Below are 13699 nucleotides of genomic sequence, written 5' to 3'. Positions count from 1 at the left end.
GTGAAACTGCCTGCGGTTCCATATGTTCCCGGCGCGACCCTGCGCCCCGAAGAGGGAACATATGACGCGCTGAGGTTGACAGCACGGTCAGGAATGTCCGTTTGCGATCTTGCAGCTTGCGACGCCTGGACTGCGGGTTGGGCGTTTCTTGAGGCAGGATGCTTTTGGGAGGCACATGAGGTGTGGGAAGCGGTGTGGCTGGTCTTGCCGCCGAATTCGGCAGAGCGGCGGTTTGTGCAGGCCGTCATCCAATTGGCCAATGCCCAGCTGAAAGAAAAAATGAACCGACCGCGGGCTGTGCGCCGTTTGTGCGTTGACTGTCGAGCAGGGCTGAACGGTGCGTCGACCGAAGTTATGGGAATCCGGGTTGCGAACGTGTTGGAACGCTTGGATGCATTGGAGAAGCGAATCGTGGGGAGTGATGCAATATAGTGCAGTTATTGACTTCGAAGTCTTTAGAAATCCCCAAAACATCGTCCTATCTTGAAAGAATCTGAGGTCTATTTATGCATTATCATGCCAATATGAGCTTGCCGCACATCATTTGGCGTACTATGTTGCACACCAACCAACAAAGGCGGAGACCGGCATGGCCGAACGTATCGACTTTCAGACCGATCCCTCAAACTATCGTCATTGGCGCATCGAATATGATGGGCCGGTTGCCAATTTGTTCATGGATGTGGACGAAACGGCGGGGCTATTTCCCGGCTACGAGCTGAAGCTCAATTCATATGATCTGGGCGTTGATATCGAGCTGGCCGATGTGGTGCAGCGGATGCGATTCGAACACCCCGAGGTGAAGGTCGTGGTGATGCAATCGGCCAAGGACAAGGTTTTTTGCGCCGGGGCAAATATCCGGATGCTGGGCGGTGCCAGTCACGCCCACAAGGTGAACTTTTGCAAATTCACCAACGAAACCCGCAACACCTTTGAGGCCGCAGAGGCGGATTCAGGTCAGAAATATATCGCTGCCGTAAAAGGTGCATGCGCAGGTGGTGGGTATGAGCTTGCATTGGCCTGCAACCACATCATGCTCACAAATGATTCCTCTTCGTCCGTTGCTTTGCCCGAGGTCCCTCTGCTGGCCGTTCTGCCCGGCACCGGCGGTCTGACTCGCGTGACCGACAAACGCAAGGTACGCCGAGATCTGGCTGATGTGTTCTGTTCGGTCGAAGAAGGTGTCAAAGGTCAACGCGCGGTCGATTGGAAACTTGTGGACGAAGTCATCGCAAACTCGAAATTCGATGACACAGTGCAAGAACGTGCACGCGAGTTTGCCGGGGCTTCGGACAAGCCAGATGTTGCAAGTGGTATCACCCTGACGCCCCTGACCCGCAATTTTGCCGAAGACGGATCGGTAACCTATTCCACGGTCGAAGTCTCTGTAGAGCGGGATGCAGGCCGCGCGACGATCCTTATCAAGGGACCCGAAGACACAGCCCCGGCATCGACCGATGCTTTGGTTGACCAAGGAGCAGAGGCGTACATGCTGCGTCTTGCACGCGAACTGGATGACGCGATCCTGCATCTGCGCCTGAACGAGCGTGAGCTTGGGCTAGTGGCCTTCACCACGCAAGGAGATTCAGACGGGCTTGTCGCGCATGAAAGGCTGCTACTTGAAAACGCAGACCACTGGCTGGCGAACGAAATCCTGACGTATTGGAAGCGGGTGCTGAAACGGGTCGACATGACCTCGCGCTCACTGGTGGCCTTGGTCGAACATGGGTCCTGCTTTGCCGGGGTTCTGGCGGAACTATTGTGGTCCGTGGATCGGACCTACATGATGCTTGAAGAGTTCGAAGGCGACAATCGACCCTTGGCGGCGATCACGCTGACAGACGGTAACTTCGGGCGCTATCCGATGTCGAACGATCTGACGCGGTTGGAAACCCGCTTTCTTGGGTCGCCCGAAGCCGTCGTTGCAGCCAAGGCACGGATCGGTGAGCCGATCGAAGCTGACGAGGCCGAGGAGTTGGGCCTGATCACCTACGCCTTTGACGACATCGACTGGGAAGATGAGGTGCGCATCTTCATGGAAGAGCGCGCCAGCTTCTCGCCCGATGCGATGACCGGGATGGAGGCGAACCTGCGCTTTGCTGGACCCGAGACGATGGAAACCCGCATCTTTGGACGCCTGACCGCATGGCAGAACTGGATTTTCCAGCGCCCTAATGCGGTGGGTGAAGACGGCGCATTGCAACGCTATGGCACTGGTGTGCGCGGCAATTACAACATGGAACGTGTGTAACGGCGGTGGCAGGGCCATCGACTGGGGAGGAATGAAATGCTCGATCTGATCAACGTCAGTTATGATACCCAAATCCCAAACAATGTGGGTCTGAGTCAGGACAAGAAGGTCCTGAAAGCGCTGGAGAAATGGCATCCCGGTTACATCAACTGGTGGAACGACCTAATCCCGCAGAACTTTCAGGAAAGCATGGTCTATCTGCGCACCGCCGTGTCCGTGGATCCCAAAGGGTGGGCCAAGTTCGACTATGTGAAGATGCCGGAATACCGCTGGGGCGTTCTGTTGGCGCCACAGGTGGAAGATCGCCGCATCCCTTGTGGCGAGCACTTTGGTGAACCTGCTTGGCAAGAGGTGCCCGGTGAGTACCGCAATATGCTCAAACGTCTGATCGTTATTCAGGGCGACACCGAGCCAGGCTCGGTGGAGCAGCAGCGGTTCTTGGGCCTTACAGCCCCGTCGCTGTATGACATGCGCAATCTGTTCCAGGTGAACGTCGAAGAAGGGCGACACTTGTGGGCGATGGTCTATCTGCTTCAGAAGTACTTTGGCCGCGATGGTCGGGAAGAGGCCAATGACATGCTGGTCCGCTCGTCAGGTTCTGATGAGGCACCACGGATGCTGGGTGCCTTCAACGAAGAGACGCCGGATTGGTTGTCGTTCTTCATGTTCACCTACTTCACCGACCGCGACGGCAAGATGCAGCTGGAAAGCCTGGCACAATCCGGGTTTGATCCGCTCAGCCGCACGTGCCGCTTCATGCTGACCGAAGAGGCACACCACATGTTCGTTGGTGAAACCGGTGTCGGTCGTACCATCCAGGCGACGTGTGAGGCGATGAACAAGGCGGGCATCACCGATCCTTATGACATCGACAAGATCCGCGATCTGGGTGTGATCGACCTGCCCACGATCCAGAAAAAACTGAACTTGCACTACACGCTGTCGCTGGACCTGTTCGGTAACGAAGTGTCGACCAACGCCGCCAACGCGTTCAACGCAGGTATCAAGGGCCGCTTCATGGAAATGCGGATCAAGGACGACCACAAACTGAGTGACGACACCTACGTCGTGCGCACGGTCAAGGATGGCGCGATCCTCGCCGAGGAAGTTCCCGCTCTGACCGCGATCAACATGCGCCTGCGCGATGACTATGTAAAAGACGCCGCCGGTGGTGTGGGTCGTTGGAACAAGATCATCGAAAAGCACGGGATCGAGTTTGCGATGGCACTGCCACATGAAGGGTTCCACCGCAAGATCGGCGTTTTTTCCAGTGTTAGTGTCGATCCGGATGGGAACATCATTCCGAAAGAAGACTGGGACGCCAAGGTCAAGGATTGGCTGCCAACCAAGGCGGACGGTGATTTCATCCAGTCGCTGATGAAACCCTGCTTTGAGCCCGGCAAATTCGCGAGCTGGATTTCTCCGCCCAAGGTCGGCATCGACAACAAGCCGGGCGATTTCGAATACGTGCAATTGCACATGGCGTAATCGTCCAAGACAGGAGAAGGCCATGGAGATCGAACAGAGCGCGCCGAAAACCCGGCGCTTGGTCGAAGTCGGTCAGATCGTGATCGACCAGAATGCCCCCTGTTTGGGCTGCACCACATGCCGGGGCGTCTGTTTCGCCCTGGCCGAGGTGGCAACTTTGCCCGAAGTTGTATTACGGCGGGGGTCGACCCCATGAACCAACCCCTGAAACAACATCTGATCGACCCGGAAATCTGCATTCGTTGCTACACCTGCGAGATGACCTGCCCCGAAGAGGCCATCGAACATGACGACATGAACGTCGTTGTCGATGCCTCGAAATGCAACTTTTGCATGGATTGCATCCCGGTCTGCCCAACGGGGTCTATCGACGAGTGGCGGGTGGTGGCCGAGCCCTATTCGGTCGACGAACAGTTCGAGTGGATGGAACTGCCCCCACAAGAGGACCTGCCCGAGGACGACACTGGCCTCGAGGCGCTGGATGATGCGATGGCGGCCCTTTTGGCCGAGGCACACAAGGGGGCTGGCGGCAAAGCCAAGGCACCGGCATCAGCCTCGAAACCCACGATCAACCTCTACACCATCGGCAAACCGGCCGAGGCGAAGGTGCAGGGGAACTATCGGTTGACGGACCAGGACAGCGACAGTGACGTCCGTCACCTCATCCTGGACCTGGGTGCGCTGCCATTTCCCGTGCTCGAAGGGCAAAGCGTTGGGATCATCCCACCCGGCACCGATGCCGAGGGCAAACCGCATTTGCCGCGTCTGTATTCGGTGTCCAGCCCACGTGACGGCGAGCGTCCGAATTTCAATAACCTGTCCCTGACCGTCAAACGCGAAGAACACGGCGTCTGCTCAAACTACGTGTGTGACTTGAAAGCAGGTGACACGGTTCAACTGACTGGCCCCTTTGGCGCGACCTTCTTGCTGCCCACTGACCACGAGACGCACCTGTTGATGATCTGCACGGGCACCGGGTCAGCTCCGTTCCGTGCCTTCACCATGCGCAGGCAGCGTGAGAACCCAAAGCTCAAGGACACACTGACCCTGGTCTTTGGTGCCAGACGCCCCGAAGAGCTGCCGTATTTTGGCCCCCTCGGGAAAGTTCCCAATGACTTCATGGCCAAGCATTTCGCGTTCTCGCGGATGGAGGGTGAGACCAAGCACTATGTCCAGGACAAGCTGAGGGATGAGGCCGAGAAGGTGAGTAAACTGTTGCAGGATCCCAAGGGTCACATCTATATCTGCGGGCTCAAGGCGATGGAACAAGGCGTCGAGGAAGCGCTCAAGGACGTTGCACGCGGTATCGGTTTGAATTGGGCCGAGATCCGCGATAAAATGCGCGAAGATGGTAGGTATCACGTGGAAACCTACTGATCTTCTCACTCCAGCCTAATGCAAGATAATGCTGTGCCGCATTGCTAATTTGGCAGTGCTGTCGTAGAATTACGCACTATTTTGCACAATGGCCGAGCCCAATGACCGAAATGACCAACTTTCGTGGCGAGAGCAGCCCCCAAAACGTGCAAGACCACGCCGAAGCCTCGGTTGAGGCGCTGATTGAACGTGTGGGCGAGCGCGTTCGAGAAGCGCGCCAGCGTCGCGGCATTCCTCGACGGGTTTTGTCCGAGATGTCGGGAGTTTCGCCGCGCTATCTTGCGCAGCTCGAAGCAGGCGAAGGAAACATCTCAATCGGTTTACTGCAACGGATTGCTGTGGCGCTGGATCACCGCATTGAATGGTTAGTTGGTGAGGACGATCCCTGGACGTCGGACGTATTGCGCGTGGCTGATCTGTATCGTGTTGCAAATGCGGACGTTCAGCAGGCTGCATTGCGCATTCTAAATCCGGAACCGGTTGAAGCCTTGCGAGCTAAGAGGATCTGCCTCGTAGGTCTGCGCGGGGCTGGAAAATCAACACTAGGTGCCCGCCTCGGCGCCGCAACGAACGTGCCCTTTGTCGAGTTGAATGCCGAGATCGAAGAACAAAGTGGAATGCCTGTCAGCGAAGTCATGGCCCTTTACGGGCAAGAAGGGTACCGAAAGCTGGAAGCACAGGCTGTATCACGTGTCATTGCTACACATGAAACCATGATCTTGGCCGTCGCGGGCGGAATTGTGGCGGAACCCGAAACGTACAACACGCTGTTAAGTCATTTTCATACGATTTGGCTGAGAGCGTCGCCAACAGAACACATGGACCGGGTTCGGGCACAGGGAGATGAACGCCCGATGGCAGGCAACCCCGAAGCAATGGAACAACTCAAATCCATTCTGACCAGCCGCGAAGCGCTCTATAACAAGGCTCTCGTTCAATTCGATACATCTGCGCTGAACGAAGAAGAGGCATTTGTGCGATTGCGCGATTTGGTAGGCGAACGCGGGTTCCTGGTTCCTTGACTCAGGTTTGAAGCAAGCCATCCGGCGCGGCTGGCTCAATTTGATCTCTCGTAGGTGAGATTGCTGAGAAAGGCTGGGTCACGATGGATGTCGCAACCAATCGGTCGAAAACACGACTTTTTCCATTCCGGTAAACCGGCGCACACGATCCAGTTCAGATTCCATTTTCTGAAGACGTGACTTCGTCCAGCGAACTCCGCGCTCAGGCCACAGAGCCCTCACTCTTAACTCCCCACAGTCGCGGTGCGCCTTCATGTCGATACGTCCAACCAAACGATCACCTTCAAGCAATGGAAAGACATAATACCCATAGGTCCGTTTTGCTGCCGGGACAAAAACTTCGATTCGGTAGTGAAAACCAAATAGTCGCTCGGCGCGTTTGCGATCCCGCAAGGCTGGATCAAACGGGGATAGTACCCGCACCCGGGATGTCGGCACTGGGGCATCGCGTGCGTCGGCGATAACATTAGGCCTGGCAAAGTGCTTCCGACGGGAGCCGTCCGAGTTTTCGACCTCGATTTCGACCAAATCTCCTCGTTCAAAAGCTTTCGCACACCAAGTCTTGGCTTCGGAGGACGAAACAGTGTCCCAAAACGCGGCAACTTCGCCGGAAGTCGCAAACCCAAGCCGATCAACAGCCGCATTGCAAAGCCAGTCGATTGTCTGTTCGGCGTCACAAGGCATCGAACCGGGGCAAAGATGCTCTTCAATTACGCGTTCAGTCAGGTCATATCGTTTCTGGAAACCTTCCCGCCCCACAACGGACAATGCTCCACTGCGCCACAGGTACTCCAGTGCGGTTTTTGACGGGTGCCAGTCCCACCATCCACCCGAGCCCTTTTTCTCATCCTTGCCAACGTCCGACGAACAAACCGGACCGTGATCGCGAATGTGATTAAGCACCGTTTCAAACTGCTGCTCATACCCGCCTCGGCGCCAGTTTTTGTATCGAGATCGCAGCAACTCGGCATCACGCTGAAACCGTAGATGCCAGTGTGGGTAGAACGCCATAGGCACTACGGCGGCGTCATGAGTCCAGTGTTCAAACAGGCCTCGGTCGGTTTCATAGAGCCGCTTGAGGTTATTCGGCCGATACGTCGGTCGGCGCGAATACAGGATCATGTCGTGCGCACGCGCAACAGTGTTTATGCTGTCGAGTTGGACAAATCCCAACCGCTTGATCAAGTCGAGAAGTGATTGACCTTTAGCTGAACCAGCAGGCGGCTCGGCCAACGCGTGACGGTCCAGAAACATCGCGCGGGCAGTTCTGTTATCCAACACCTCGACAGCCATGAGATCAACGCCGTTTTAGAGTGTCGCCATAACTGATCTTTGGGCTCAACGTCACTCGACCGTCGACGTCCTGCTCTGGGTCGTCCAGTCGAGCCGCAATGATCTCCGCTGCCTTGCGGCCAATTTCCAACCTGCAGGCATCCATCGTCGCCAGTTGACGCGGTAAACCCTGCAACAGCTCAACCCCATTGAAACCCGCCAAACCTATCTGTCCCGGAACATCAATCCCCTGGTCCATGAGATACAAAAGCCCACCCGCACCAATCATGTCGTTCGAGTAATAAAGGAAATCCAACTCGGGTGATCTGTCCAGCATGGCCTTGGTCATTTCGCGCCCCTTGGCCAAAGCAGAACCGCCGGAGTAAAACTCACGGTCTTCAATCTCGACCCCATTCTTTCCAAGAACCTCGGTAAACCCTTCGAACCGTTTGCGCGCGCGGTGGTCCAGCGGCATTTTGGTCCCCATGAACCCTATGTGCCGGTAACCTGCTTTCAAGATGGCTTGTGCCATCTCTCGCCCCGCGCGCCGATGTGAAATCCCGACCATGGCATCCACTGGCTTGCCATCAGTGTCCATGATCTCGACCACCGGGATACCAGCAGCATCCAGCATAGTTCTGGCTGCCTCAGAATGCTCAAGCCCTGCAATGATCACCCCTGAGGGGCGCCACGAAAGCATTTCATAGAGCACCTTTTCCTCTTTTTCAGGCAAGTAGTCGGTCACACCGACAACAGGTTGAAGCTCTGTGTCTTCAAGCACCTGATTAATGCCTGTCAAAACTTCAGGAAACACCATGTTGGACAGGGATGGAATAATGACGGCGACCAAGTTGACCCGGTTCGAGGCCAAAGCGCCAGCGATCTTGTTGGGGACGTATCCAAGCTCCTTGGCAGCTGCCAAAACCCTGGCTCGCGTAGCATCAGAAACGTCGCCCCTATTTCGAAGAACTCTGCTAACAGTCATTTCAGACACGCCGGACGCCTCGGAAACATCGCGGAGAGTGAGCGGGCGTTTGGTATCAGGTGTCAACAACGTTACCTTTTTATGCGTTCGCGTTCTTGGCGATGTTAACGCGAACGTTCAAGCACGCACAAGCGCCTGAACACTTTCCGACGAAGGTAAAACCTGTACACAGTCACAGTGGGGTCAATGCACGTCTTTGGCAGCTTGTTGCAACTAAAGGCAACTAGACCCTACGATACTGTATCAGTCATTCGCTGATTCAAACGCCAGACACCCCAGGCCAACGGAATGGCGGCCAATCCCCCCAAAAGATATGCAAGCGGTTCGTCCTGAAAGCTCTCGAACATCTGCGTGTATCCGTGGATTGCAGCAAAAGTCAGGCCTGTATTGAACAATCCCCGCTGGTGAGATCGAGAGGCCCAAACAATCACAACAATCAGGGCAATGGCCCAAAGCACAGCATAAACGCCGTCAGATATGACTATTGCGCTTTCGCGGAACGCCTCGCGAGCGGCTTTGAATTCCTCCCAATTGGCGAATCCATCGCTATAGCGACCAGGGCCCCAGATTGTCTCTCCAACAACATCTCCCCAAAGCGACGCCACAAGGGCGCACAAATTCGCAGTTATAAATCCTAAAACCGCTAGCACGCGCAAATGCCGACCATCTCGATCAGGTAGACGAGCCGCAAACCACAAACAAACGCCGATCAACATGATCATCTGCAAGATCGTCAATGTTGGCTCGGGTGAATAGAACACATATGCGGCGTGAAAATAGGCCGTCCCAGTTTCCAATACCTGGGCAAAAGGAACGATTGATAAGGCGGTCACCACCCGTACGTCGATAAACCATCCAACCAAACCGATGCTCACAGCATAGTAGATCAGGATTAGATTTCTCAGTGGCGAGCCGATTTGGTTTTGATGAACCATCAATTCGATTCCAGCCAAATGCATAGACAGCCCCATCAAAATGACGGCACCCAGAACAAAGCTTAGCCGAAAGTGATCCGGTACGCCAACGCCAAATGCTTACCAAAGTGACCAGCGCGCCAACTGGGACCATCACCCATCCCGCTATGTCTTCGTACTTGTCGACCAATTCAAGCGCGGCGCCACCCATCAGCATCCCTGCTCCGATCAGGATTGCCGAGTTTCCAAACATTCGGAGCGTTTCGCTTTTGCGGGCCAAAACCAAAAGCCCGGCGGCAAGCATCAAGAACCCGGTTATGGCGACAGATACAGCACTGGCCAGCCAAAAAATGAAACCGGCCGTGGCCGCGATGATGCCAAAGCACAGGATGGTGTTAACCGCCAAGCGTATCATAACTTCGCGAGATCGGGATTCGATGATACGGGCCTGATCCGGGGTCAGAACGCCGTCCTGCACCAGGGCCTTTGTGTCCGCGATTGTCTGCATGATTGCCTGCCGCCGTTCAAATCCAAGTCAACGTAGGCGCTTTGCCACGTTTCACCAAGAGCTTGAGCAATCCACCCAAGCCGATATTACGTTAACGGCGCGCCACACAGGGAAATAGAAGCGTCACATTCGTCAGGGGCGCGGTTGGTCCTGATCTTCTGTTGGGGTCGTAGTCGCTTCGATTTCAACCTCTGCCTCGCTGACAACTTCGGCGTCGACCGGTTCGTCAGCTTTCGACGTCTGATCCTCGATTGAACCCACGATGAGGGGCAGCATATGCGCGCCGGTCGCTGTAGAAACTTCAGCTTTTTGGCTCGCCTTCCACGTTAGGGTGTCGAAACTTCCGCAGTTGCCGCAAACCGGCTTCCACTCAGCGTGAATATCGTGACAATTGTCGCAGACCCACTGCGGTCCGCGTGGTGCAGCAAGCGCCTTTGCCAACCACCCCTGAACGATTGCGTCTGACGCCCCTTCACCGCGTTCAATCGCCGCCATGAGTGTGTATGTCCGGGCGTCTGTATCCTGTTCAACCAAATCCCCCAATGCGCGGCGTGCCTCGGGAAAATCTTCTGCCACAATATGCAGTTCAGCCATCACTAAACGGGTTTCTGCGTGTTGAGGATGTGTTTTGGCCAAAACGGCAAACCGCTTAACCCGATCCGCGGCACTCTCATCCGGTGCAATTTCGGCAAATGCATGCGCCAAATCCGGGTGAGGCTGGGCATCCCAAGCCTTTTTCAGCAACCGAGCTGCGTTGCGGGGTTTACCCTTGGCAATATGCGCACGCGCTGCCATTGCAGCCGCCGGAACCAAGTCTGGAGACAGCTTGTTTGCCTCAATCGCCCGCTCTTGGGCTTCGACAGAGTTGTTATCGGACAGGATATCCTTTGCTTCCGAAAGCGCGAGCACTGCATCGCGGCGCTTATAAACATCACGCGGCAAACTCCCGGACTTGAGCTTGGACGTCAGTGTGCTGCGCGCTCCGGTCCAGTCGTGTGACTTGGTCTGCAAACCCAATAGGATATCTTGAGTTTCTTCATGGCGAGGTTTTATTGCCAGGGCTTTTTCCGCCAACTTCTTTGCGGTCTCGTCATCCCCTTCCGACAACTTCTGCTTCATGATTCCACGAACACCCACAAAACGGGTACTGTTGTCAGTGATCAGTTTTTTGTACGTTTCAGACGCCTTGTTGGTGTCACCTGACATCTCTGCCGCCTGAGCGACCAGAAGGTTGGTGAGTTCTGGTTTTTGCAAAAGCTTTTCGGCCTTAGTGGCCTTGCTCATGGCCACTCTGCCTTCGCCGGATGCAAGCGCCATAAGTCCATCGGCCAATGCTTGATACCCGCGCTTTTCCCGACCACGATCAAAATAACGAGACAGTGCGGTTTCATCACCATTAAGGAACTTGAGCGTCGCGATCAGTAGCGTCAGAAGCTTGAAGAACAACCACACTGCAAGAACCATCACACCGAAGCCGATGACTGATTGTAGTGGACCCAACGTGTATTCTGTTCCGGCAACGGTGATCTGCACACCTCCGGTGGTTTCCATGAGGAACCCAGCGCCCAGTGCCAGCAAGGCAATGATCGCAACAAAAACAAGTATCTTGAGCAGAGACCAGAGCATGGCAGATCCTTCAGTTCGAGTTTAGGCTTTGCGCAAGCGCATCTGCGGCTGCAATGGCGGCTTGACGGGTTCGCGCAACGCTGACCCAATCTGCCAGCGCGGCCTGCGCAGAATCGGGCAAGACCATGACTTCTTCGAGCGCGCTGTTCAGATCGCCGGACACCAGGGCCGCTTCGGCACGAGAGAGAACGGCATCCGGATCATCGCCCTCTCGTGGCTCGACCGATCGAGCACCCAACTGTCTTTGAAAGAACGCAGCGATGCCTTCTTGGCCACCGCCATCGGTCTTACGGGCCGCTGCCAGTGCTTCACGCGCGGACGGCGGGAACCCTTCGCGCAGCGTCGCAATTGTTACGACACCCTCTGTCGCGGGTGCGGTCAGCGTATCAGGAACATCGACGCCACCAGAGGTCAATTCAGCCACAAGCCCATCAAACGGCGCACCGGTATCCAACTGACTGCGCAATCGGGCCGCAGCAGCGCGATTAGCCGCCAATTGCGCGTCACTCGAAGACTTTTCTTCCAGGGCGCGCGCTTCGGCTTCGATTGCGCGAGCCTGTTCGATCAATGCTTCGACTTCCGATCGTTGTGTGACAACGGCTTCCTGCAGTTTGGCCAGTTCCCGCTCGTATGCTGCGACAGCTTCGGTAGATGCGCCCTCTGAAATTGGGCGTTTTTCAACTTCGGTCAAACGTGTGTCGATAGGGCCAATTTGATCAGAGAGCGACGTCACTTGACCCCTAAGCGTCCCTAGTTCGCCACTCAGGGGATCGACAGACGCTGAAACAGCCTCAACTTGCGAAGCCAGGTCAGACACATCTGGCACCTCAATCGCGGCCACGCTAGCCGTTAGGTCTGACAAAGATTTTGATTGCGCTTCGATCTGTGACGTTAACTTGTCAATCACTTCGCTGTTGTCTGCCGCACGTAAACTCGGCGGCAACAAAGGGTCAACAATCTGAGTTTTAGCTGCAACGAAGCCGAGTACAGCCGCCAGAATTCCACCAATCAGTGCAGGGCCGAAACCTCCTCGTGTTTCTACTGTACGCTCGATCACACGTTCCGGCTCGGAAGGCGTAGCAACCGCGGTCTCGGTCTCGGTCTCGGTCTCGGTCTCGGTCTCGGTCTCGGTCTCGGTCTCGGTCTCGGTCTCGGTCTCGGTCTCGGTCTCGGTCTCGGTCTCGGTCTCGGTAGAAGTGGTTTGCTCTACGTCGGCGCTGTCAATATCTTCGGACGAGTCACGCGGCGCACTTTCGTTCGACTCTTCGGCTGGCTCGTTCAGGTCGTTGGCTTCAGTGACGTCTTTCGCCTCAGTGTCAGAAGCTGCCAGACTTTCCGTTTCCAACTCATCCGATTTGGGGTTGGTGCCTGTTTCCAGATCTGAAACTTTCTTGTCAGCCACCCTCATTCCCCTTTTGATTCTCAAAATTGCTTAAACGCGAGACGCGCTTAAACACTAATGCGCGTCTGTGTTGCCCTCAACCCGCATCGCTAGCTTCACAAGCTTTTCAATCACCTCAGCCATAGCATCAGAATCGGGGCGCCTTGCAACTATGATCCTTTCTGGAGCCAAGGAAACAAGGGATTTTGTAACCGCGTCGCTCATAGCTCCAAGCCACAAACAGTGACTTTGGGGGGCGAGGTTGGCAAAATGTCGCGCGGTTCGCGGTGAAAAAAGAGGAACAATGACAGGCGCCGAACCTTCAATGACCACTTTCGCACAGTCCGTGAGTGGCAATAGATCCTGCCGATAGATAACCTGCTCGCGCGTTGTTAGTCCCAAATGGGTCAGCGTTTTCGCCACGTCGCCAATGCTACTTTCACCTCGCAAGTGTAGAAGCGGACCCTTTGGGCGCATCTGCAACAAACCGGCTATCAATGCCTCAGCGCTCTCACCCGCCATCGTTGCAGCCCATCCTTGGCGTTGCGCTGCTGACGTGGTGGCTTGTCCAACGCAAAAACATGGAACGTCACGCCTGCTCGTAGCCCGGGCCGCCACGGCAACCCCATTGGACGACGTGAAAATCAGGCCACTTGTTCCGGTCAGATCAATATCCTCGGACACGGGTCGGATGTCCAAAAGAGGCGAGTAGATGGTCTTTAAAACCTGCCGAGTACCAAGAGGCAGTTGCGCCACAAACCGCTCGGACGCTGCCCGAGGACGTGTCATCAAAAGATACACTGGCTTCTACGTCTCCTGCCTCGGGATTGTTTGCACGGCTACGGGGTGATACCTCGCGATCAGGTTATGATGCA

13 protein-coding genes are annotated in these 13699 nt (G+C 55.6%); 6 read left to right on the top strand and 7 right to left on the bottom strand.

Annotated elements, in window-relative coordinates; all coding sequences use genetic code 11:
* From ACZ1HE_RS01125 to ACZ1HE_RS01100, 6 genes are all read left to right on the top strand, one after another.
* Positions 1–432, top strand: coding sequence for a DUF309 domain-containing protein (locus ACZ1HE_RS01125; RefSeq protein WP_472619203.1), 432 nt, complete (start codon positions 1–3; stop codon positions 430–432).
* 157 nt (positions 433–589) lie between these two features.
* Complete coding sequence (gene boxC, locus ACZ1HE_RS01120; protein WP_472619202.1) at positions 590–2251, top strand: 2,3-epoxybenzoyl-CoA dihydrolase; 1662 nt, start codon at positions 590–592, stop codon at positions 2249–2251.
* 36 nt (positions 2252–2287) lie between these two features.
* Positions 2288–3739 carry a benzoyl-CoA 2,3-epoxidase subunit BoxB gene (gene boxB, locus ACZ1HE_RS01115; protein ID WP_472619201.1) on the top strand — a complete coding sequence of 484 codons (1452 nt, stop codon included), beginning with the start codon at positions 2288–2290 and terminating at the stop codon, positions 3737–3739.
* 22 nt (positions 3740–3761) lie between these two features.
* The gene (locus ACZ1HE_RS01110) at positions 3762–3935 is read left to right on the top strand and encodes a hypothetical protein (RefSeq protein WP_165821351.1); all 174 of its coding nucleotides are present in this window, start codon (positions 3762–3764) and stop codon (positions 3933–3935) included.
* Positions 3932–5116 (top strand): benzoyl-CoA 2,3-epoxidase subunit BoxA, encoded by a 1185-nt coding sequence (boxA, locus tag ACZ1HE_RS01105; RefSeq protein ID WP_472619200.1) that lies wholly within the window; start codon positions 3932–3934, stop codon positions 5114–5116. The genes ACZ1HE_RS01110 and boxA overlap by 4 nt, the downstream gene beginning before the upstream one ends.
* A gap of 101 nt (positions 5117–5217) precedes the next feature.
* Positions 5218–6138 carry a helix-turn-helix transcriptional regulator gene (locus ACZ1HE_RS01100; protein ID WP_472619199.1) on the top strand — a complete coding sequence of 307 codons (921 nt, stop codon included), beginning with the start codon at positions 5218–5220 and terminating at the stop codon, positions 6136–6138.
* 78 nt (positions 6139–6216) lie between these two features.
* Here ACZ1HE_RS01100 and ACZ1HE_RS01095 read toward each other — a convergent pair whose 3' ends face one another.
* From ACZ1HE_RS01095 to ACZ1HE_RS01065, 7 genes are all read right to left on the bottom strand, one after another.
* Complete coding sequence (locus ACZ1HE_RS01095) at positions 6217–7431, bottom strand: winged helix-turn-helix domain-containing protein (protein WP_472619198.1); 1215 nt, start codon at positions 7429–7431, stop codon at positions 6217–6219.
* A gap of 4 nt (positions 7432–7435) precedes the next feature.
* Positions 7436–8461 carry a LacI family DNA-binding transcriptional regulator gene (locus ACZ1HE_RS01090; protein ID WP_472619197.1) on the bottom strand — a complete coding sequence of 342 codons (1026 nt, stop codon included), beginning with the start codon at positions 8459–8461 and terminating at the stop codon, positions 7436–7438.
* 164 nt (positions 8462–8625) lie between these two features.
* On the bottom strand, positions 8626–9000 hold the full coding sequence (locus ACZ1HE_RS01085) for a hypothetical protein (RefSeq protein ID WP_472619196.1): 375 nt from the start codon (positions 8998–9000) through the stop codon (positions 8626–8628).
* A 67-nt stretch (positions 9001–9067) separates the two neighbouring features.
* Positions 9068–9817: a hypothetical protein gene (locus ACZ1HE_RS01080; RefSeq protein WP_472619195.1), complete on the bottom strand. Its 750-nt coding sequence runs from the start codon at positions 9815–9817 to the stop codon at positions 9068–9070.
* 132 nt (positions 9818–9949) lie between these two features.
* Positions 9950–11443, bottom strand: coding sequence for a heme biosynthesis HemY N-terminal domain-containing protein (locus ACZ1HE_RS01075; RefSeq protein ID WP_472619194.1), 1494 nt, complete (start codon positions 11441–11443; stop codon positions 9950–9952).
* Between the two features lie 10 nt (positions 11444–11453).
* Positions 11454–12845: a COG4223 family protein gene (locus tag ACZ1HE_RS01070; RefSeq protein WP_472619193.1), complete on the bottom strand. Its 1392-nt coding sequence runs from the start codon at positions 12843–12845 to the stop codon at positions 11454–11456.
* 54 nt (positions 12846–12899) lie between these two features.
* Complete coding sequence (locus ACZ1HE_RS01065; protein ID WP_472619192.1) at positions 12900–13613, bottom strand: uroporphyrinogen-III synthase; 714 nt, start codon at positions 13611–13613, stop codon at positions 12900–12902.
* Between the last annotated feature and the right edge of the window lie 86 nt (positions 13614–13699).

Source organism: Falsiruegeria sp. JB4-1, from assembly GCF_055693495.1.
Note: the sequence above shows the minus strand (reverse complement) of the source record. Positions and strands in the feature narration are given on the sequence as shown.

Bases quoted from the DNA above. Each gene is read 5' to 3' on its own strand.
- ACZ1HE_RS01100 (WP_472619199.1), top strand. From the start codon at position 5,218: ATGACCGAAATGACCAACTTTCGTGGCGAGAGCAGCCCCCAAAACGTG.
- ACZ1HE_RS01065 (WP_472619192.1), bottom strand. From the start codon at position 13,613: ATGACACGTCCTCGGGCAGCGTCCGAGCGGTTTGTGGCGCAACTGCCT.
- ACZ1HE_RS01095 (WP_472619198.1), bottom strand. From the start codon at position 7,431: ATGGCTGTCGAGGTGTTGGATAACAGAACTGCCCGCGCGATGTTTCTG.
- ACZ1HE_RS01080 (WP_472619195.1), bottom strand. From the start codon at position 9,817: ATGCAGACAATCGCGGACACAAAGGCCCTGGTGCAGGACGGCGTTCTG.
- boxA (WP_472619200.1), top strand. From the start codon at position 3,932: ATGAACCAACCCCTGAAACAACATCTGATCGACCCGGAAATCTGCATT.
- boxB (WP_472619201.1), top strand. From the start codon at position 2,288: ATGCTCGATCTGATCAACGTCAGTTATGATACCCAAATCCCAAACAAT.
- ACZ1HE_RS01110 (WP_165821351.1), top strand. From the start codon at position 3,762: ATGGAGATCGAACAGAGCGCGCCGAAAACCCGGCGCTTGGTCGAAGTC.
- ACZ1HE_RS01075 (WP_472619194.1), bottom strand. From the start codon at position 11,443: ATGCTCTGGTCTCTGCTCAAGATACTTGTTTTTGTTGCGATCATTGCC.
- boxC (WP_472619202.1), top strand. From the start codon at position 590: ATGGCCGAACGTATCGACTTTCAGACCGATCCCTCAAACTATCGTCAT.